A 21,829-nucleotide genomic window follows, 5' to 3' on the forward strand; every position below is an offset into this window, starting at 1 on the left:
CCGAGCGATAGCGGACTGGCGAAGCATTTTAGATGTTTCTTAACTTGAAACATTAAACATTAAACAAAAAATTTGTACGCAATACTCGACATAGAAACCACTGGAGGACAATTCAACGAAGAAGGAATAACTGAAATCGCCATCTATAAATTTGATGGACATGAAGTTGTAGATCAATTCATCAGTTTAGTAAATCCAGAAATTCCAATACAGCCCTTTGTAGTAAAACTTACTGGGATTAATAATGCCATGTTAAGTTCTGCTCCAAAGTTTTTTGAAGTTGCAAAACGCATCATCGAAATGACAAATGACTGTGTTATCGTAGCTCATAATGCCTCGTTTGATTACCGAATATTAAGAACTGAATTCCGCCGATTAGGATATGATTTTGAAGCCAGAACACTTTGTACGGTTGAATTATCAAAAAAATTATTACCAGAGCAACCTTCCCATAGTTTAGGGAAACTCGTTCGTGCCCTTGGAATCCCAATGGCTGATAGACACCGAGCCAGTGGTGATGCTTTGGCAACTGTCAAATTATTCAAAATTCTTTTAGAAAAAGATTTAGAGAAAGAAATTGTAAAAGATTTTATAAAGCTAGAAATCGAAAAAGGAATTGCCCCAAAATTACTGGATATTGTGGCTAGCTTACCTTCAAAAACTGGTGTTTATTATATCCACAATGAAAAAGGGAATTTGGTTTACATTGGCAAAAGCCGAAACATAAAAAAACGTATCAACCAGCATTTTACTGGGACTTCCACAAAATGCAAAAAAATACAAGCGGAAGTTTTCACAGTTACGTATGATGAAACTGGAAGTGAATTGATTGCATTATTGAAAGAAAGTGAGGAAATAAAAATCAACAAACCCATTTATAACAGAGCACAACGAAAAAGTATTTTTCAACTGGCTTTGTATGCTGAAAAAGATAAAAATGGGTATCTCAACCTAAAGCTTCAAAAAGCTGATGGTCGAAAAAAAGAAATCACCTCCTTTACTTCCCTGCAAGAAGGCAAAAATGCCTTGTTCAGAATCACTTCCCATTATAACTTGTGCCAAAAACTTACCGGTTTATATGTTTCTAAAACAAACTGTTTTCAATACAACATAAAAGAATGTGATGGAGCTTGTGTTGGTGAGATTTCACCTGAAGAATATAACGCAAGAGTTCAAGAATTTATAGATAAAAATAGTTTCGAAAATCAAAATATGGTACTTGTTGACCGAGGTAGAACCATCAATGAGCGAAGCGCCGTTTTGATTGAAAACGGAATTTATAAGGGCTATGCTTTCTATGATTTAAACTATCAAATCAACAATATCGAAATTCTTAAAAATATTATCATCCCCATGCAAAATAATAGGGATACTCGTAATATTATTCAAAGTCATGTTCGAAAAAGTAAAACATTGAAGATTGTTAAATTCTAATGGTATGCTAATAATTACAAAATAATTATGCAAAAGTCAAAATTTGACGCTTTTAGACACAGAACTAATGTCGTAATTTACGGAACCAACACAGCTTCCGGACGATTATTTGATCTTATTCTTTTAGGCGTCATTGTAGTTAGTGTCGTTATAGTTATGCTAGAAACGGTAAAAGGTTTTGATACAAAGTACCATTATGAACTTATTGTATTGGAATGGATTATTACAATTTTCTTTACTTTAGAATACATTCTTAGAATAATTTCTATAAAAAAACCCTTAAAATACATTTTCAGTTTCTATGGTATAATTGATTTGATAGCGACATTACCCATGTATTTTTCCCTATTTTTTGTTGGAACCAGCGTTTTAACAGTTGTTAGAGCTTTACGATTGTTGCGATTATTCAAAATTTTGAAACACCCACAATTCTCCAGCCAATCCACGCATCTAAAAGAAGCGTTGATTGCCAGCAGAGGAAAAATACTTATTTTCATTTACTTCATGTTAATCAGCAGTGTAATCATTGGCTCAGTAATGTACGTCGTTGAAGGAGAAGAAGGTGGTTTTACCAGCATTCCCATCAGTATTTATTGGACAATCGTGACACTTACAACAGTAGGTTATGGAGATATTTCTCCTATAACCCCGCTAGGACAAGCCATCGCCTCGGTAGTTATGATAATGGGTTACGGCATTATTGCTGTTCCCACAGGAATTGTTTCAGCGGAATTTGCCACTAGCAACCGCAAAAAACCAAGGTCTGAGAGAATCAATCCTTGTAATGTATGCGGTACTGAGGGACATGAATTTAATGCAAAATACTGTTTCCATTGCGGAGCAGAACTATAATTTATTAATTGGAAGCAATTCCAGCTGTACACTGCAACTCCTCGTTATTTCAGTTGTTTTTCTAAGGCATAAAAGGAGCTTCCTCCAGTCGCTCTTTTACACCAAGAAAAACTAACTTCCATAACTCCGGGGTTTCCGTTTCCATCTGGGCTAAAAAAATATGAAATACTTAATCACTATCGTCGGACCTACAGCTATCGGGAAAACTTCCCTAAGCATTGTTTTAGCTAATTATTTCAAATGTGATATTGTTTCCTGCGATAGCCGGCAGTTTTTCAAGGAAATGACCATTGGAACTGCTGTACCAAACAAAGCCGAGTTAGCAGCAGCTACCCATCATTTTATCCAAAACAAATCCATATTCGAAAATTATACCGTTGGTGATTTCGAGAAAGAAGCTATTGCTAAACTTGATGAATTATTTTTGACAAATGATTACGCCATTTTAGTTGGCGGTTCCGGATTGTATGTTGATGCAATTCTAAAAGGTTTTGATGAATTTCCAGAAATAGACGCTGCAGTCCGTGCTGAGATAACTACTAATTATGAAAAATTAGGAATCGGATATTTACAGCAAAAACTCGAAGTTTTAGATCCAGATTATTACAAAGTTTTGACCGCCGAAAATCCTCAAACGCTACAAAACCCGCAACGAATGATGCGTTTCGTCGAAGTTTGTATTGGTGCTGGAAAACCGTATTCTTCTTTTTTAAACCAGAAAAAAAACAGCCGAAACTTCACTTCTATTTTAATTGGTCTGGAAGCTGACAGAAAAATCATTTACAACCGAATCAATCAACGCGTTGATATAATGATGAATGAAGGACTTCTTGCTGAAGCAAAAACGTTATTCCCAAATAAAGAATTGAATGCACTGCAAACTGTGGGTTACAGAGAGTTATTTAGTTATTTTGACAGAGAAATTTCACTAGAATTTGCCATCGAAGAAATAAAGAAAAATACCAGACGATTTTCTAAACGCCAATTGACCTGGTTCAAAAGAAATGAAAACATTAAATGGTTTGATTTTGAAACTCCGTATGAAGCTGCTGTGGATTATATCAATTCAAAAAAAGTAAAACAATAAATCTTATATTTAAAAATACAAATTCATAATTATTTATATGCCTATCTCTCCAAATTTCACTTCCGTATTAAGCAAAGACTGGGAAATCAATTTTACACAATGCGCACCAAACGGTTTTTTAAAATACACTGATTTATGTAATATTTTACAATTAACGGCTGCTGCACATTCAGAGATTGGCGGAATCAGTTTTACGGACATGCAGGAATTTGACCAAGCATGGGTTTTAAGCAGAATGCGTGTCGAAATAACCAAGTTGCCAAAATGGGGTGATACGGTAATTGTAAAAACATGGATCAATTCGTTAGAAAACTCCCGTTCCGTTCGGGCGCTCGAAATGCACGTAAATGGAGAAAAAATTGTGGGTTCAGAGACTTTTTGGGCAGTTTTTAATACTAAAAAGCGTCGACCGGAAGGATTGGCTTTACCGTTTCAACATTTTGAATTATATCCCGAAAAAAGAGCTACTCTTGAAGGTTTTTCTAAAATTAACTTCAATCATGAGAAAGAAATTGTTTTTGAAAAAAGTGTGTTTTTATCCGATTTAGACATTGTAAATCATGTTAATAATGTCAAATATTTGGAATGGTGTATGGATCTTGTTGATGAGAAATTAATTCTAAATCAAAAAATTAAAAGTTTTGAGATGAATTTCTTAAAGGAGCTATCACTAAAAGATAAAGTCATCATTCATGAAAGTATCTCCGAAAAAGAAACAGTTTTTAGTATTACAAAAGAAGATAAAACAAGTTTTGCTTTACAATTGAACTGGAAATAAATATCTTTTTAATCCGTAAAAAAAGCCTCAATTTCTTGAGGCTTATATCTATTTATTCTGCTACTTTATTCTTAACAACTAATCTGAATCCTTCTCCGTGGATGTTTAAAATTTCTACATCTTCATCAAGTTTCAAATACTTTCTCAATTTAGCGATGTATACATCCATACTTCTTGAAGTAAAATAGTTGTCATCTCTCCAGATTTTTGTCAATGCTAATTCTCTTGGCATTAAATCATTTTCGTGAAGAATCAACATTTTCAATAATTCATTCTCTTTTGGAGATAGTTTTATTGGTTCATCATTATTAAAAGTTAAAAAACGAAGTTTTGAATTCAAATGAAATTTACCAATATTAAATTCAAATTTTACTTGCTCTGCTTTAGTATCAGATGATTTTCTTTGGATTATTGCTTTGATTTTCATCAACAATACTTCAGAATCAAAAGGTTTATTCAAGTAATCGTCAGCGCCTGCTTTATATCCTTTCAACACATCTTCTTTCATAGATTTTGCTGTTAAAAATATAATTGGCACTTCATTATTTTTTTCTCTGATTTCTTTAGCCAAAGTATAACCATCTTTGTAAGGCATCATTACATCCAGAATACATAAATCATAAGTATCCTTTTTGAATTTTTCGAATCCTTCCATTCCATTTTTGGCCAAAGTAACATCAAAATCATTTAGCATTAAATAATCTTTCAAAACTGCACCAAAATTAAGGTCATCTTCGACTAGAAGTATTTTTTTATTTACATTTTCCATATTCTAATTTATTAATGGTAATTTTATTATGAAGGTACTCCCTTTTCCCTTTTCACTTTCTACATATACTTGACCGTTATGGTCGTCAACAATTCTTTTTACGTAAGCTAATCCTAACCCGTGACCTTTAACATTATGAATGTCTCCAGTATGCTCTCTGTAGAATTTTTCAAAAATTCTTTTTTGAGCTATTTTACTCATTCCAAGACCACTATCCTTTACTTTGATAATGACCATATCTTTGATATTTTCAGTAAAAATTTCAATTTCTGGAACATTAGGTGAGTATTTTATTGCGTTTTCTAAAATATTTACAATGACATTGGTAAAATGAACATCATTGATTAAAACTGTGGTTCTAATAGCTTTAAAATAACAGGTAATTGTTCCTTGTCTGTCTTCTAAAATCAAATTCACATGATCTATTGCATCTTCAATAATCTCATGAATATTATTTGATTCTTTAGTAATATCTAATTCTTTCTTTTCTAATTTAGAAATTCGAAGTACATTTTCTACCTGCGCATGCATGCGTTTATTCTCATCTTTAATCATTTGAAGATATCGCAAAACCTTCTCTTTATCATCTATTATTTTTGGATTTCTAATCGCATCCAAAGCTAAATTTATAGTTGCAATTGGAGTTTTAAACTCGTGCGTCATATTATTAATGAAATCGTTTTTGATTTCAGAAATTTGACGTTGACGAATTAATTGATTCAATGCACTCGTGTAAGCAATTAAAATAATCAGTGTAAAAACAATAGAAAGAACTGTTATACTAACGAGTTCTGACAATAAAAATTTCTTCTTTAGAGGAAATGTTACTAACAATTGATATTTACTATTCCCTTCATTATCAGTGAAAATAGGAATTGAATAGGTAGCATCTTTATCATATTTAAAATCATTTGATTTAATTTTGGTAGCTAAATTATTGCTGTAAATACCAAATTCAAATCTTGTTTCAATACCATATTCTCCTAATTCTTTTTTAATCAGTTTCTGTAAAACATCACTGGAAACACGTTCTTCAAGTGGCATTGCAGACAAAACATCCTTAGAGGAAATTTCAAAAAGAGCATTGTCTAAAATATCCAGATTGCCTGATTTTTCAATTCTAACATCAGGAATCAAACTTTGGCTCACTCCTGATTTATCTATTGAATTATTGTTATAAACTTCAGTTACCCGTTTGGAACTAAAGCTCTTAAATTTTTCACTATCAAATTTTTTATCAAAGAACGTTGGTGAAATATTATAATCTTCAGAAATTATACTGTTTGAATATATAATCGTTTTATTTGTTCTTGGATTTTTTTGAACATAATAAAACTCTAATATATCATCCTTTTCAGGTACTTTTCCTGTACTGTCTTTATAATGATTTATTTTATCATAAAAACTATATGTTTCTTGCTTCTGTATCTTATCTGCTACATTACCAATAACTTGCTTAACATGAAATTTAAACTGCTCATCATTGTTTTTGAATGAAGTATTAAACCAATACACTTGAACAAGAATTATCCCTATTAAGGACAGACTCATCAATAAAACAAGTAATCTAAAAAAAAGTTTATTCATCGAAACAAATTTAGTATTTTAACAATATATTAAATAATAGATTAACCAAACATTAACACCTATAGCACATTTTGTTTAATCTTTAAAATTTTAAGAATTTTAACAACTTCTAATTTTGTAGTTTCTATAGAAGTATTTTCTATGATGAAATCGCTTTTTGAGATGCGTTGTTCATCAGTCCATTGTGCATTTATTCTTTTTAAAACAAGTTCTCGTGTCGTTTTATCACGCTCAATAACTCTCTGAATCCTTGATTCTACTGGTGCTGTGACAGTTATAACCAAATCGCAATTTTTATAACTACCACTTTCAAATAAAATAGCAGCTTCATAAATAACATAAGAAGCTGCAGTATGTTGCAAAAGCCATTGTTCAAAATGTTTTTTTACTGCAGGATGAACAATTTTATTAAGTTTTTCTAATTTTTCAGGGTTATTAAAAACAATTTTGGCTAATTCTTCTCTGTTTAACTTCTCATTTTCAAAAACTGTATCACCAAATACATTTTTAATAGCTTCAGTAATTTCTGCAGATTGCATGATTTTTCTGGCTTCGTCATCAGCAATGTACAATGGAATGCCAAATGATTTAAAATAATTTGCAATGGTGGTTTTCCCACTTCCAATACCGCCAGTTAAACCAATTATTTTTGTCATATTAAACTTTGAAAAATAATTCAGGGAAAGCCTCTTGAGGATTTTGTTTCAAAATAATAATTTTATAAAAGGATTTTAGAAAACCGGTTCCGTAACCATAAAATTGTTTCCAAACGGCTATCAATGATAAATATCCAATTTTCAAGCTTTTATTTTGATAAGAAGACACCAAAAACAGGACCGAAAAGTAAACAAAATACAATTGAAGAAGCAAATCAAAATTAAAAAATAGCATCAATAAAAATGAAGTGAAAAACCCAACTATGAATACCGAAGGAAAGAAAAAAGTTAGTTTATTGTATTTTGGATACCAACTATTCAAAATTGGTCGTGCTTTCCCAAATTTATTTACCTGAATAGAAAACTTATCCCAATCAATTCTTCTTTTGTGATATACGAATGCATTAGGAAAAAGTTTAGTCTCAAAACCTAAATTCCACAAACGAATTGATAAATCCGGGTCTTCACCAGGATGAATATTTCCAAAACCTTTCGATGCTTCAAAAGCTTTTCTGGACAATCCCATATTAAAACTTCTAGGCTGAAATTTATCTATTTTTTCTGAACCACCTCTAATTCCACCAGTGGTTAAAAAGGAGGTCATTGCAAAATTAATTGCTTTCTGAATATCTGAAAAACTATCTAAAGCTTTATCAGGTCCTCCAAAACAATCTACATAATTCTGTTTTAAAGCTTTATCAACTTCTGATAAATACTCCTTTGGAATAATACAATCTGAATCAAAAATGATAAAATAATCTCCTCTGGCTTTTTTCATACCGTAATTTCGGGAATCCCCAGGTCCTGAATTTTCCTTGTAATAGTAAGATATATCAAGTCTGTCCCCATATTTCTGAGCTACATCTTTACAAGCTATGGAGGAACCATCTTCAATAATAACAATTTCAAAAATTTCGTTATACGTTGAATGAGATAAACTCTCTAAAAGTTCATCAACTTCATCCGGACGATTGTAAACTGGTATAATTAGGGAAAATAACATAAATTATGAATGTGGTATTAAAGATGTTTTTTTAGGCTCAAAAAATTTTAACAAATATAATCTTTATCCATAAAAAAACCATCAACTATTAATTGATGGTTATATAAATAATTTGTTGCTTTTATTCAAACATTTCCATCACTTCCTGACTTACTCCCATGTTTGAGAAACCGCCATCATGCAATAAGTTTTGCAACGTTACTTTTCTGGTCAAATCAGAAAATAGTGTCAGGGTATAATTAGCACAATCTAAAGCAGATGCGTTTCCTAAAGGAGACATTTTTTCGGCAAAATTTATAAATCCGCCAAATCCTTTTACGCCCTGTCCAGCAGTTGTAGGCGTTGGGGATTGCGAAATGGTATTGACTCTGACTTTTTTATCTCTACCAAAGAAATAACCAAAACTTCTTGCAATAGATTCTAAAAATGCTTTGTTATCTGCCATGTCGTTATAATCTGGAAACACGCGTTGTGCTGCCATATAAGATAGAGCAACAATACTTCCCCACTCATTCATGGCATCTTTTTTATACAAAACCTGCATTACTTTATGAAAAGAAACGGCTGATACATTCCAGCCTTTCTCGGTATAATCGTAATTCTGATTGGTATAATGATTGCCTTTTCGAACATTTACTGACATGCCTATAGAGTGTAAAACAAAATCTATTTTACCGCCCAGAATTTCCATAGCTTGATCTACTAAATTTTCTAAATCAGCCACAGATGTAGCATCTGCAGGGATAATTTGAGAGTTAGTTTTTTGCGCCAGCTCATCAATCGTTCCCATTCGTATAGAAGCCGGAGCATTAGTAAGTACAAAAGTTCCTCCTTCTTCAAACACTCTTTCAGCCGTTTTCCATGCAATTGAATTTTCATCCAAAGCGCCAAAAATGATTCCTCGTTTTCCTTTTAATAAGTTATACATAATACAAGTAATTTAAGTCTGTTCTTTAAAAAAAAAAATAATGCACCTTAATTTCGAAATGAATAAAACCATTGTGAAATTAAGATGCATTACAGAAACTAAATATTTAATTTAGTAATTATTAGGATTAAGCAATACTTTCGATGTTTACCACTTCGTTTGCATCTGCTTTATAATCAACGCCTTCTACGTCAAAACCAAATAGATTGTAGAAATCTTTTCTGTATCCTTCTAAATCTCCTATTTCAGATAAATTTTCAGTTACAGCTTCAACCCATAATTTAGCTACTTTTTCTTGAACATCAGGACGCATTTCTAAATCATCAATACGGATTCTTCCTTTTTCATCAACTGGAATTTCATTTCCAGTATACAATCTTTCTTGGTACAAACGTTGAATTTGTTCGATACAACCTTCGTGAATTCCTTCTTCTTTCATTATTTTATACAACAAAGAAATATACAATGGAATAACCGGAATTGCAGAACTTGCTTGTGTTACCAATGCTTTATTTACCGAAACAAATGCTTTCCCATCAATGTCAGCTAAACTGTCAGTAATAGCAAATGCAGTCGCTTCAAGATGATCTTTCGCACGACCTATTGTTCCTTTTCTATAAACCGCTTCGGTCAATGATGGTCCAATATAAGAATAAGCAACAGTTGTAGCGCCTGGAGCCAATAGATTTTGAGCTTTTAAAGCATCAATCCACATTGACCAATCTTCACCGCCCATTACAGCAACTGTATTTTCAATATCCTCACCACTACAAGGCTCAATTGAAATCTCTGAAACTTTACCAGAATGAAAATCAACTGTTTTATTGGTAAAAGTACTTCCTATAGGTTTCAAAACAGAACGATGCAAAACACCGGTAACCGGATGCATACGAACAGGAGATGCTAAACTATAGATTACTAAGTCCACTTGCCCTAAATCCGCTTTTATAAGATCTAATGTTTGTTGTTTTACTTCATTCGAAAAAGCATCTCCATTGATACTTTTTGCATATAAACCAGCAGCATGAGCTTCATTTTCAAAAGCTGCAGAATTATACCAACCTGGTGAAGCTGTTTTACCTTCTGTTGGAGGTTTTTCAAAAAATACACCAATAGTTCCTGCTGCAGATCCAAAAGCACTTGTAATTCTCGAAGCTAAACCAAATCCGGTTGAAGCTCCAATTACTAATACTTTTTTAGCCCCGTTTATAGGTCCTTTTGATTTAATATATTCAATTTGATTTTTAACATTTTGTTCGCATCCTTTTGGGTGAGATGTCGTACAAATAAATCCTCTCATTCTAGGTTCTATAATCATACTCTTGGTTATTCGTTTTTTTATTTATTCGTGTAATAGTTTTATCGCTGATGCAAAAATCTTGCTTTTATAAGGAAACAAATATAAAGTAAAAAATTAGTTCAGCAAGGCTTTAGCGTGATTTAAGGCCGAATCAGAAACTACAGTTCCTGATAACATTTGAGCAATTTCTACGACTCTTTCTTCTCCATTTAATAACTTCAGTTCAGAGAGAGTATCTTCGCCAACAGTTGATTTAAATACTTTGAAATGTGCATTTCCTTTAGCAGCGATTTGTGGTAAATGGGTAATGGCAAAAATTTGCATTTCCTGACTCATTTCCTTCATAATTTCTCCCATTCTAATAGCAATTTCTCCAGAAACACCGGTGTCGATTTCATCAAAAATCAATGTTGGCAATTTGGAGTATTGTGCTAATATCGCTTTAACAGCAAGCATAATTCTTGACATTTCTCCACCGGAAGCTACTTTTTTCAATAAACCAAAATCAGTGCCTTTATTAGCCGAGAATAAAAACTGAAGCTCATCTTTTCCATTTTGGAAATATGTTTCAGTAGTCTTAATATCAATATTAAAGCGAACATTTGGCATACCCAAAGTTTCTAAAATGGTAATCAACTTTTGAGATAAAACCGGAATCGAATCCAATCTATTGTTATGAATTGTGGTCGAAAAAGCATCTAATTCGATTGTTTTTTGTTCAATAGAAACAATCAGCGCCGCAATTTCTTCTTCCATATTGCCTAATTCTAAAACTGAATTTTCCAGATTAGCTTGAATTTCCAATAATTCATCCACAGAGGAAACCTGATGTTTCTTTTGCAAATTAAAAATCACCTGAAGCTTTTGACTAATGAAATCCAATTGTTCCGGATCATTAATAAGTTTTTCAGAGCAACGATTCATTTCATCCGAAATATCATCAAACTCAATTGTTACGCTTGTAATTCTTTCTAATAAAGAATGATATTCAGTCGAAAAAGAGGCGATTTTTTGTAATGAAACCTTAATTTCATTCAAATTATGCATCACACCTATTTGTTCTTCATTGGCTATAGCCAAAGACCTATCAATAGATTCTTTTATAATCTCAACATTATTTAATTTTTCAAAATCAGCCTCAAGAGTTTCTTGCTCGCCAGATTTTAATTGAGCAGCAACTAATTCATCCAGTAAAAAAGTATTGTATTCCTGCTCTTTCTTAGATTCGCTTTGTTTTTTAAGCAACGAATTCAATTTGGATTTATCCGATTTATAGCTTTTTAAAAGCGCCTGATATTCCAGAATTGTTTCTTTATTATTTGCAATTGCATCAATAATTTCGAACTGTACATTTTCATCTGAAAGTTCTTGGGTTTGCTGTTGCGAATGAATATCAATTAAGAACAAACTCAATTCCTGCAATTCCTGAAGATTAACAGGACTATCATTGATAAAAGCTCTGGATTTTCCCGAAGGCAGAATTTCACGTCTAATTATGGTATCATTTTCATAGTCCAAATCATTTGCTTCAAAAAAAGAAAGCAAATTATACTTAGAAATTTCAAAATGAGCCTCAATGATACACTTTTCTTCTTTGTTTTTTAAAGAAGTCAAGTCGGCTCTTTTCCCTAAAAGCAGTCCTAATGCTCCTAAAATTATTGATTTTCCTGCACCCGTTTCTCCTGTGATTGTTGAGAAACCTTTTGAAAAATCGATAGACAATTTTTCTATTAAGGCATAGTTTTTTATCGAAAGTGACGTTATCATTTACTATATTTTTTTGTGATGTGAAGCTGGATTAATCTAAAAATTGGAAATCAATTAATATTTCATCAGCATCCATTTACTTGAATTCAAAGGAGAGATTTTATTCAGATTATCGACTAAATCTGAGATGGTAATACTAGGTCCGCCAGAAAATACAGAAACGATTTCATCTGATTTAGCATCGAAAAAGACACGAGTTAAGAATGCGTTGGGTCTGGAAGCATTTAGTTTGGCCAAATCGATTAGTGATCCTTTTACTTTTTCTTTGGACGCTTTTAAATCCTGATTCATTAAATCTAAACCTACATGATAATCGAGCATGGTTTGACGTATTTGTTTGAATGCCGGAGATAAAATATCATTTATCAAAAAGTAGCGATTTTGATTTCCATCAGCTTGACTCCATCCTTTAGAACCGCCTTGTTGTGCTATATTTGAAATATTTTGAGCAATTTCAAAATACGAATTTCCAGATTCAGAAACAAAAGTATCTGCATCCATTCCTAAAATCATATAACTGTAAAAAGCCAATACAGAAACTAAATTAGAATCGAATGTAGTAGGACTAAAAATTAGATTTTCAAACTCTATATACCTAAAATTAAAGTCTTTATCATTATAATTTAATACCGAAGATGAATATGAGGAATTAAAAATAGGTCTTGAAGATTGCACTTGAATGGTTGCCGTAAATTGATCTGAGTTGTTTGAGGAAACAGTAATATACATCGAACAATTAATTTTCTCATTTTGCTTAACCGTTTGCCCAGTCCAATCCGTTTTATTTACAAACTCACTTATGGAAGTTTGTAATGTTTTAAAAACTTGCTGATTTGTAACACTCAATTTTTGTGCATCAACCGTTACCGTACAGTTTAATTGTTGCGCTTGTAAAAGCCCAAAAGAAAAAAGCAGAAAAAAAATAATTATTTTATTCATCTGTAGATTCGTATTATTTCTTAACGGTTAACAATAGTTCAAACACTAATATTGTCTATGTATCATCCGCAACCCTATTTCATAAAATGCACTTTTACCTTTTCTAGAATATCATCAGCAACAGCTTCTTTTGATTTCAATTCCATTGGCTCAATATTGAAGTTTTTATCAATAAAGGTAACTTTATTCGTTGCTTTACCAAAACCAGCACCTTTATCTTGAAGCGAATTTAAAACAATCAAATCTAAGTTTTTTTTCTGAATTTTCAAGGTTGCATTTTCAATTTCATTTTCTGTTTCTAAAGCAAAACCTATCAAAAACTGGCTTTTCTTTTGTTCGCCTAAAGAAGCTAAAATATCCTTCGTTTTTTCGAGTTCAATTGTAAAATTATCAGCTGCTTTTTTTATTTTTTGTTGTGCAACATTTTTTGGTTTGTAATCTGCAACGGCAGCTGCTGCAATCGCAACATCCACATCTGGATAAAACTGATGACAAGCCACGTACATTTCTTCTGCAGATACAACAGGAATAACATTAATTAATGGATTTGAAACTTTACAATTTGTAGGTCCCGAAACCAAAATCACCGAAGCACCTAGATTTGCAGCGCTTATTGCTATATCAAAACCCATTTTTCCCGAAGAATGATTTCCTATAAAACGCACAGGATCTATTGCTTCGTATGTGGGACCGGCAGTAATTAATATTTTTTTTCCTTTAAGAGGTAATTTGCTATTTAAATCAGCTTCAATAAAAGCAATAATATTTTCAGGTTCAGCCATTCTTCCTTCACCGGATAATCCGCTTGCAAGTTCACCGCTTTCCGCAGGAATTATGACATTGCCAAATTGAGTCAGAGAAGAGAAATTAGCAATAGTAGAAGGATGTTTGTACATGTCTAAATCCATTGCAGGAGCAAAATAAACCGGACATTTTGCTGATAAATAAGCTGCAATCAAAAGATTGTCACAAGTACCATTTGTCATTTTAGACAAAGTATTTGCAGTTGCTGGAGCAATAACCATCAAATCAGCCCAAAGAGCTAATTCAACATGATTATTCCATTTTTCATTCTCGTCGTCTTGATTATAAAAACTGGAATGTACGGGGTTTTTGGATAACGTAGATAACGTAAGAGGAGTTACAAAATCCTTAGAAGCAGGTGTCATTATCACTTGGACATGTGCACCTGCTTTTATGAAAAGTCGTACTAATGTGGCTGTTTTATAGGCTGCAATTCCACCAGAAACTCCAAGTAGAATTTTCTTACCGCTTAAAACTGACATAGTAACTATTATTTATTTGAATCTCTGTGGTAAATTTTACCATCTAACCATTCTTGAACTGCTAAAGCGTGTGGCTTAGGTAGTTTTTCGTAAAACTTTGAAACCTCAATTTGCTCTTTGTTTTCAAAAACTTCTTCAAGACTGTCATTATATGTAGCAAATTCTTCCAATTTCTCTGTCAATTCTTTTTTAATTTCAGAATTGATTTGGTTTGCTCTTTTAGCCATAATGGTTATCGCTTCATACACATTACCAGTAGGTTCTTCAATAACAGTTTTGTTGTATGTTATTGTATTTACTGGAGCATTCGTCTTTTTTAAATCCATGACTTTATTTATTTAGTAAATTTTTGTAAATCTTTATCTATTCGAGCTAACATTTCGCTTGCTTCTTGCTTGTATTTAGTATCCGCTTTAAACTTAATCAAATTCAATTGTGCCGCTTTTGCAACATTTAATCGCTCTTCCATTTTTGATGGAATACTATTAATTGCTAATTGATACGCTGAATCTAACTTGTAATATAAAGCATCTTCTTTAAACGGTGTTCCAGGATAATCTGCTACAAAATTGTCTAAAGCAACAATTGCTGATTTATAATCAGAAATTGTATTGTATCCTTTAGCATTTTCGAAAACCTTTTGCTCTATTTTCTCACTCAGTACTTTTACAGTTGCATTCGCTTCTGTCAAGTACGTTGAATTAGGATAATTATCAATAAATGCTTGTAATTTATCTAATGCTTTAGTAGTATCTGTTTGATCTAAACTATAAACTGGTGACAACATAGAATAGCTTTTTGCTCCCAAATATGCTGCTTCTTCCAGTTTTTCACTTTTTGGATATCCTGAAACAAAACTCTCAAATTGGTATCCTGCCAAGTAATATTGTTGCGTTTTGTAATATGATTGAGAAAACATATAAAACAATTTTTCAGCTTGAGGTTTCCCTCTGTACGCTGGAGCAATTTGTTCAAAAATACGAATCGCTTTAGAATATTTCCCCGCATCGTATAATTTAGTGGCCATTTCAAATTTAACAGCTACATCTTCGGTTTTTAATGCTTTTTGGTATTCGTTACAAGAACTGAATAAAACTACAAGAAGCAATAGAGATATTATTTTTTTCATTTTTTTACTTTTTTTATGATTTCTTGGTTGAAACAACCCATAAAATCATACCGAAGTTTCGGTGGCAAATTTAGTTATTAATTTAGCGACTTCAAAATATATTTTTTGTTTAAAAAAAGACTCTTTTTTTATCCTTGTTTATTGACTTTTTTAACAAATTGATCAATTCTTTCTGCTAAGGAATCGTCTACTTTTACTAATGGTAAACGCACGGTGTTTTCTGAAATTCCCAGTGATAGAAACACTTGTTTGATTCCTGCTGGATTTCCTTGCTCAAAAATCATATCAATACAATCTGCTAAAAGGTATTGTGATTTGAATGCTTCATCCACTTTACGATTCAATCCTAATCGAATCATTTCAGAAAATTCCTTAGGAAAACCTTGCCCAATTACAGATATAACGCCTGATCCTCCTGCCAAAACCATTGGCAAAGCAATCATATCATCTCCTGAAATTACCAGAAAATCTTTTGGTTTGTTTTTTAACAATTGCATGGCTTGAACGATATCACCTGCAGCTTCTTTTATGGCTACGACATTTTCAAAATCATTAGCCAAACGTATAACCGTTGAAGGCAACATATTGCTGGCCGTTCTTCCTGGTACATTGTATAAAATAACTGGAATTGGAGATGCTTCAGCAACTGCTTTAAAATGCTGGTAAATACCTTCTTGTGTAGGTTTATTGTAATAAGGAGAAACCGATAATATTGCTGCAAATGAAGACAAATCTCTTGTTTTCAACTCTTCTACAACTTTTAAAGTATTGTTTCCTCCTACTCCAAGAACTAATGGCAAAGCACCATTATTAGCTTCGATTACGGTACTAATAACTAATTCTTTTTCGTCTTGAGACAATGTTGCATTTTCGGCAGTTGTACCTAAAACCACAAGATATTCAATTCCTCCGTCGATTGAAAAATTTACAATTCTTTTTAATGCTTCGGTGTCAATTGAAAAATCTTCTTTAAAAGGGGTTACAAGAGCAACACCAGTACCTATTAATGATTGCATATTAGTTTTATATTTTGTTTAATAATTTTAAATATTTGAATAGCTCACTTACAAAAAGTGTATAATTATCAACATCTGTTTTAATCATAAAATGATTTAATCTTTTGTCTATTGATGAAAAACCAACTTTAAATTGCGCTTTTGAATTATGAGTGATTTTTAATAAAATTGCTTTTTCTATGTCGTAATAACTGATTAACAAATCAAAATTTTCATTGATAAAATCATTTACTTCCAGAGAAGAAATTTCTCCATTCCATTTTAAATCTCCTGAAGTAAATACAGGATATGTTTTCTCTGCTGTTTTCTTAAATTTATCTCCGTAAACAATTGTTGTTATATTTTCTGACGCAATTCTGTTTGCTGTTAACTGTTTAATCAATAATTCAGTTTTGGCAAAATGAGTGGCATCAACCAGTAAACCAATTGTTTTTACAACATTAACTGACTCAATATTTTTTAAATTTTGAAAGCTTTTTTTTAATGTTTTTTTTACAAAAAAATCCTTTATATAATTCAAAAACATATTACTTTTACTTGATTACAAAATTAATTAATTAAGTCGCATTTAAAATGGTAAATCTAAAAAAGTATAACGATGTTTCTAAACTTTTTGTTATATTCTTAACATTTTTTTTTGTTGCTTCCTGCAGCAAACAAAATTACTACGTTACTAAGATAGAAGGCAAACGAATTCCAATCACCGAAAAGGAAATTCAAGTCCCTCAAATTGAAAATTTTATCAAACCTTACAGAGAACACATCAATAAAGATTTAGACAGCGTTCTTGCTTATTGCCCAGAAACATTAGATAAAAGTACAGGCAAATGGCAAACTACAATTGGTAATTTGATGGCAGACGTTACTTTAATGAGAGGAAACATTGTATTTCAAGCCAGAGAGAAAAAGAATATTGATATTTGTTTACTCAATAGCGGGGGAATTCGTTCTATACTCCCAAAGGGAAATGTAACTGCAAGAACGGCTTTTGAAATTATGCCTTTTGAAAATAGTTTAGTTGTGATTGCTTTAAAAGGAGAACAAATTCTTGAAATGGTCGATTATTTTATCGCAGAAAAAAAACCACATCCACTGGCTGGACTAACATTTACCATTGGCAAAAACAACCTTCCTAAAAACATATTAGTACAAGGAAAGCCTGTGGAAAAAGAGACTATTTATTACGTAGGAACAAATGATTATTTATCTAATGGCGGTGACAATATGAATTTCTTTAAAAAAGGGGTTCAGAAATTTGATTTAGAATATAAACTCCGAAATATTCTTATTGATTATTTCAAAGCAGTAGATACAATTCCTGTAATAAATGATGTTAGAATTACTGTTGAATAAGGAATTCGAATTTAGAGAACAAAATAGTTTTAGAAAACGTAAAACCCAAGCCCCGATTACTTCACCTAACTTTTATTCTCATAGGAGTTCAGTGAATTTCATTTGAAGTGAAAATCATTTTTTATCGTTTTTCACGATAAAAAATATTGCAACGAAAAGCGGGAAATAGCTCCAAAAAAATATAAAATGAAAAGAAGAGAATTTATAGAAAAAACAGCTGCAGGTTCAGCTTTACTGAGTTTAGGTTTATCATTAAGCAGCTTTGAATCTTCACAGAAAAAACATCTTACTATTTTACATACAAATGATGTACACAGTTACATTGATCCTTTTCCTGCAGATCATCCCAGAAATGCAAATATGGGTGGCGTGGCGCGAAGAGCAGCCTTGATTGAAACGATTCGAAAAGAGAATCCAAATGTATTATTACTGGATGCAGGCGATATTTTTCAGGGAACGCCTTATTTTAATTATTATGGCGGAGAATTAGAATTCAAATTGATGAGCATGATGCAATATGATGCTTCTACGATAGGAAATCATGATTTTGATAACGGTGTTGAAGGCCTGCACGCACAAATGCCGCATGCCAAGTTTGAGTTCCTATCAGCCAATTACGATTTTAAAAATACCGTAATGGACGGTTTTGTAAAACCGTATAAAATATTCAACAAAAACGGCATTAAAGTAGGTGTTTTTGGACTTGGAATTGAGCTTGAAGGATTAGTTGATAAAGGAATGTACAAAGAAACCGTTTACAACAATCCAGTTGAAACGGCTCAAGACATGGTTCGGATTTTAAAGAAAGAACAGAAGTGCGATTTAGTAGTTTGCTTGTCTCATTTAGGATATAAATATAGAGATGAGCCTAATAAAATATGTGATTTAAAATTAGCGGAACTAACGCAAGACATTGATTTAATTATTGGCGGACACACACACACTTTTCTAGATAAACCTACCGTTGTAAAAAACCTTGCCGGTAAAGAAGTACTGGTAAATCAAGTGGGTTGTTACGGGATAAATCTGGGCAGAATTGATTTTTATCTGGATAATGACAAAGCAAAAGCTTTTGAAGGAAAATCGATTATTGTATAACAGTAATCGATTCTTTTATAAAATCAAAATATCGTTTCACACTAATGATTTTTTGAAAGGACTAAAAAAGTTTGTTGCGCTATTCGTTATTTGCTGCTAACTCGGCATTCAAACTTTCAGTATCAATAACAAATTTGTAAAAAGCATAATAACTTGTTACATGCAAAACCATTCCCAACGGTTTAAAATAAGTTGGCGGCAGGTTGTTTAAAAAAAGTTTCTCGATAAAAACAGTAAAATAAAATCCTATAGATAGCACTCCAAAGATTGACAGCCAAGGTGTATTTGTAGTTTCATTCATAAAATAATTCGACAAAATAACTCCTCCAAGAATGGAAACTAATATATTTTGGAGTAGCAAAGGGTAATAACTTCCCTGAGGAATTCCATCCGAAATAGATAGCATATATGAAAAAATAAATATAAAAGGAATTACTGCTATTAGTATTGGAATAATATCTTTGACTTTATTTAACTTTATAATATAAAAAATAAGTACTATTCTGTGAACTATAATTCCGGCTACTCCCAATCTTAAAAAAAGTGTTGATTCTGAAAGAATGAAAATACCGGTAAGGAACAAAAAAAATAACGTCATAAAAAAAAACATATTTCTTTCCTTAGAAGTAACCCAATAAAGATAGATTAGTAGTAAGGCTACCAAGGGTCTGAATGCAAACATAATTGCTTTGAATGAACATAATTCTGCTAGAACTTCAATAAATGAAAAAGAAAAAAGCAAAGCAATGATTACTTTTTCCTGTGAAAAATTATACTTTTTTATCTGTAGCCACATTAGCGTTATTAATTAGATTCATAAAATCATCCTCGGAGATTATTGATATGTTTAACTTCGTTGCTTTATCGAGTTTAGCAGGTCCCATATTATCTCCTGCAACAACATAATCCGTCTTTGCCGAAATAGAGCTTCCCACTTTTCCACCATTATCTTCGATTGCCTTTTTCAAATCGTCTCTTGAAAATTTCTCAAAGACTCCTGAAACAACAAATATTTTTCCGGAAAGTTTATCTGTAGCATTTGGGTTTATCTTTTCAACAATTTCAAATTGAACACCAAAACTTTTCAGCCTTTCAATTATAATTCTATTTTCTTGGTTTTCGAAAAAGTCAAGTACACTTTGCGCAATTCGTTCTCCAATTTCGTCCACCAAAATCAAATCCATCAATGTGGCCTGACTCAATGCATCAATACTTTTATAATGTTTGGCTAGCTTTTTGGCAACAGTTTCACCGACAAATCTAATTCCAATAGCAAACAAAACGCGCTCAAAAGGAATACTTTTTGAATTTTCTACACCTTTAACCAAATTTTCAGCAGATTTTTGAGCCATACGCTCCAAAGGAAGAATTTGCTCTACTGTCAATTCATATAAATCAGCATAATTGTGAACCAATCCGTTATTGAAAAGCAAAGCTACCGTTTCTCCTCCTAAACCTTCAATATCCATTGCTTTTCTGGAAATAAAATGCTGGATTCTCCCAATAATCTGCGGTGGACAGCCATAAAAGTTAGGACAATAATGATTGGCTTCGCCTTCGGTTCTCACCAAAGCCGTATTACATTCTGGGCAATGTGTAATGTATTTTGTTGGCTCTGTATTTTCTGGACGTTTAGTAAAATCAACAGCAATAATTTTTGGAATAATCTCTCCTCCTTTTTCTACAAAAACAGTATCTCCTACACGAATATCTAGTTTCTCAATTTGATCTGCATTGTGCAAAGAAGCACGTTTCACGATGGTTCCTGCTAGTTGTACCGGCTCTAGATTGGCAACTGGCGTAATGGAACCCGTTCGTCCTACTTGATACGAAATTGAATTTAATAATGTTGAAACTTGTTCTGATTTGAACTTGTAGGCAATTGCCCAACGAGGTGATTTCGCAGTAAAGCCCAATTCATCCTGATAATGAAAAGAATTTACTTTCACCACCACACCATCTGTTTCATACGGAAGGTCATGTCTGTGAATGTCCCAATAATCTATAAACTCGAAAACCTCGGCTAAATTATTGGCTAACTTTGCTTCTTTCGGTACTTTGAAACCCCAATTTCTGGCCGTTTCTAATCCTTCGAATTGCGATTTGAAAGGAAGATTATTTCCAATTAAAAAATACAACAGGCAATCTAACGGTCGTTTTGCTACTTCAGCACTATCTTGCAATTTTAAACTTCCTGAGGCTGTATTTCTGGGATTTGAATACGGTAATTCACCTATTTCGATTAAATCCTGATTCATTTTTTCGAAACCGGCAAAAGGCAAAATGATTTCACCGCGAACATCAAATGTAGCCGGAAAATTTCCTTTTAATTGTAACGGAATTGACTTTATGGTTTTGATATTATTAGTCACGTCATCTCCTTGAAAACCGTCTCCACGCGTAACAGCACGCTTTAGTTTTCCATTTTCATAAGTAATGCTGATGGATGCGCCATCGTATTTTAGTTCGCAGGTATATTCTAACGGAACATCTCCTAAAACTTTTTGAACACGTTTTTCCCAGTCCATTAATTCTTCCTTAGAATAGGAATTATCAAGGGAATACATTCTGTGTTCGTGAGTAACGGTTTGGAAATTTTTGGTAATTGCACCTCCAACTCGTTGAGAAGGGGAATTTTCATCAAAAAATTCTGGATATTTATTTTCTAAATCCTGAAGTTGTTTTAATTTTAAATCAAATTCAAAATCGGAAATTGTGGGTGTATCTAGCACATAATAATTATAGTTGTGTTGATTTAATTCTTCCCTTAATTTTTGAATCGTATTTTGAATATCCATAGAAAATAAAATTGGCTATTTTAGTTTTGAAAAAGTGTACTAAAATAAC

At 32.3% G+C, this 21,829-nt stretch carries 21 protein-coding genes; 6 read left to right on the forward strand and 15 right to left on the reverse strand.

Annotated elements, in window-relative coordinates:
* Window positions 1-72 precede the first annotated feature (72 nt).
* The 4 genes from ACNQF8_RS14195 to ACNQF8_RS14210 all read left to right on the forward strand — a co-directional run bounded on the left by ACNQF8_RS14195 (window position 73) and on the right by ACNQF8_RS14210 (window position 4,151).
* Window positions 73-1,434 (forward strand): exonuclease domain-containing protein, encoded by a 1,362-nt coding sequence (locus ACNQF8_RS14195; RefSeq protein ID WP_417953843.1) that lies wholly within the window; start codon window positions 73-75, stop codon window positions 1,432-1,434.
* A gap of 27 nt (window positions 1,435-1,461) precedes the next feature.
* The gene (locus ACNQF8_RS14200; RefSeq protein WP_417951416.1) at window positions 1,462-2,286 is read left to right on the forward strand and encodes an ion transporter; all 825 of its coding nucleotides are present in this window, start codon (window positions 1,462-1,464) and stop codon (window positions 2,284-2,286) included.
* A 160-nt stretch (window positions 2,287-2,446) separates the two neighbouring features.
* Window positions 2,447-3,373 carry a tRNA (adenosine(37)-N6)-dimethylallyltransferase MiaA gene (miaA, locus tag ACNQF8_RS14205; RefSeq protein WP_417951415.1) on the forward strand — a complete coding sequence of 309 codons (927 nt, stop codon included), beginning with the start codon at window positions 2,447-2,449 and terminating at the stop codon, window positions 3,371-3,373.
* A gap of 37 nt (window positions 3,374-3,410) precedes the next feature.
* Window positions 3,411-4,151, forward strand: coding sequence for an acyl-[acyl-carrier-protein] thioesterase (locus ACNQF8_RS14210; protein ID WP_417951414.1), 741 nt, complete (start codon window positions 3,411-3,413; stop codon window positions 4,149-4,151).
* A 52-nt stretch (window positions 4,152-4,203) separates the two neighbouring features.
* On the opposite strand, the gene ACNQF8_RS14215 is transcribed toward ACNQF8_RS14210, so the two are convergent.
* From ACNQF8_RS14215 to ACNQF8_RS14275, 13 genes are all read right to left on the reverse strand, one after another.
* Entirely contained in the window at window positions 4,204-4,920 is a 717-nt protein-coding gene (locus ACNQF8_RS14215; RefSeq protein WP_417953842.1) for a response regulator transcription factor, read from the reverse strand.
* A 3-nt stretch (window positions 4,921-4,923) separates the two neighbouring features.
* The gene (locus ACNQF8_RS14220; protein WP_417953841.1) at window positions 4,924-6,507 is read right to left on the reverse strand and encodes a sensor histidine kinase; all 1,584 of its coding nucleotides are present in this window, start codon (window positions 6,505-6,507) and stop codon (window positions 4,924-4,926) included.
* Window positions 6,508-6,566: 59 nt separating this feature from the next.
* The gene (gene coaE / locus ACNQF8_RS14225; RefSeq protein ID WP_417953840.1) at window positions 6,567-7,163 is read right to left on the reverse strand and encodes a dephospho-CoA kinase; all 597 of its coding nucleotides are present in this window, start codon (window positions 7,161-7,163) and stop codon (window positions 6,567-6,569) included.
* A gap of 1 nt (window position 7,164) precedes the next feature.
* Window positions 7,165-8,166, reverse strand: coding sequence for a glycosyltransferase family 2 protein (locus tag ACNQF8_RS14230; protein WP_417953839.1), 1,002 nt, complete (start codon window positions 8,164-8,166; stop codon window positions 7,165-7,167).
* 121 nt (window positions 8,167-8,287) lie between these two features.
* The gene (locus tag ACNQF8_RS14235) at window positions 8,288-9,097 is read right to left on the reverse strand and encodes an enoyl-ACP reductase FabI (RefSeq protein WP_282728666.1); all 810 of its coding nucleotides are present in this window, start codon (window positions 9,095-9,097) and stop codon (window positions 8,288-8,290) included.
* Between the two features lie 124 nt (window positions 9,098-9,221).
* Window positions 9,222-10,412 (reverse strand): enoyl-ACP reductase FabV, encoded by a 1,191-nt coding sequence (gene fabV / locus ACNQF8_RS14240; protein ID WP_417953838.1) that lies wholly within the window; start codon window positions 10,410-10,412, stop codon window positions 9,222-9,224.
* A gap of 96 nt (window positions 10,413-10,508) precedes the next feature.
* The gene (gene recN / locus ACNQF8_RS14245; protein ID WP_417953837.1) at window positions 10,509-12,161 is read right to left on the reverse strand and encodes a DNA repair protein RecN; all 1,653 of its coding nucleotides are present in this window, start codon (window positions 12,159-12,161) and stop codon (window positions 10,509-10,511) included.
* A 54-nt stretch (window positions 12,162-12,215) separates the two neighbouring features.
* On the reverse strand, window positions 12,216-13,100 hold the full coding sequence (porD, locus tag ACNQF8_RS14250; RefSeq protein WP_417953836.1) for a type IX secretion system protein PorD: 885 nt from the start codon (window positions 13,098-13,100) through the stop codon (window positions 12,216-12,218).
* A 74-nt stretch (window positions 13,101-13,174) separates the two neighbouring features.
* Window positions 13,175-14,386, reverse strand: coding sequence for a bifunctional phosphopantothenoylcysteine decarboxylase/phosphopantothenate--cysteine ligase CoaBC (gene coaBC / locus ACNQF8_RS14255; protein ID WP_315210527.1), 1,212 nt, complete (start codon window positions 14,384-14,386; stop codon window positions 13,175-13,177).
* Window positions 14,387-14,394: 8 nt separating this feature from the next.
* Window positions 14,395-14,712: a DNA-directed RNA polymerase subunit omega gene (locus tag ACNQF8_RS14260; protein ID WP_026709525.1), complete on the reverse strand. Its 318-nt coding sequence runs from the start codon at window positions 14,710-14,712 to the stop codon at window positions 14,395-14,397.
* 8 nt (window positions 14,713-14,720) lie between these two features.
* Window positions 14,721-15,515, reverse strand: coding sequence for an outer membrane protein assembly factor BamD (locus ACNQF8_RS14265; RefSeq protein ID WP_417951406.1), 795 nt, complete (start codon window positions 15,513-15,515; stop codon window positions 14,721-14,723).
* A gap of 128 nt (window positions 15,516-15,643) precedes the next feature.
* Entirely contained in the window at window positions 15,644-16,531 is an 888-nt protein-coding gene (gene dapA / locus ACNQF8_RS14270; RefSeq protein WP_315210521.1) for a 4-hydroxy-tetrahydrodipicolinate synthase, read from the reverse strand.
* A 7-nt stretch (window positions 16,532-16,538) separates the two neighbouring features.
* Window positions 16,539-17,057, reverse strand: a complete 519-nt coding sequence (locus ACNQF8_RS14275) for a DUF6913 domain-containing protein (protein WP_417951405.1) — start codon at window positions 17,055-17,057, stop codon at window positions 16,539-16,541.
* Between the two features lie 47 nt (window positions 17,058-17,104).
* Between ACNQF8_RS14275 and ACNQF8_RS14280 the strand changes: the two genes are divergently transcribed.
* A complete protein-coding gene (locus tag ACNQF8_RS14280) occupies window positions 17,105-17,884 on the forward strand; it encodes a 5'-nucleotidase C-terminal domain-containing protein (RefSeq protein WP_417951404.1) in 780 nt (259 codons plus the stop codon).
* Window positions 17,885-18,070: 186 nt separating this feature from the next.
* Window positions 18,071-18,982, forward strand: a complete 912-nt coding sequence (locus ACNQF8_RS14285; RefSeq protein WP_417953834.1) for a bifunctional metallophosphatase/5'-nucleotidase — start codon at window positions 18,071-18,073, stop codon at window positions 18,980-18,982.
* A 79-nt stretch (window positions 18,983-19,061) separates the two neighbouring features.
* Here ACNQF8_RS14285 and ACNQF8_RS14290 read toward each other — a convergent pair whose 3' ends face one another.
* Window positions 19,062-19,778 (reverse strand): hypothetical protein, encoded by a 717-nt coding sequence (locus ACNQF8_RS14290; RefSeq protein ID WP_417951402.1) that lies wholly within the window; start codon window positions 19,776-19,778, stop codon window positions 19,062-19,064.
* Window positions 19,753-21,780: an NAD-dependent DNA ligase LigA gene (gene ligA, locus ACNQF8_RS14295; RefSeq protein WP_417951401.1), complete on the reverse strand. Its 2,028-nt coding sequence runs from the start codon at window positions 21,778-21,780 to the stop codon at window positions 19,753-19,755. The genes ACNQF8_RS14290 and ligA overlap by 26 nt, the downstream gene beginning before the upstream one ends.
* Between the last annotated feature and the right edge of the window lie 49 nt (window positions 21,781-21,829).

Origin of the sequence: Flavobacterium labens (assembly GCF_048286755.1) — a bacterium.
Taxonomy (GTDB): Bacteria; Bacteroidota; Bacteroidia; order Flavobacteriales; family Flavobacteriaceae; genus Flavobacterium.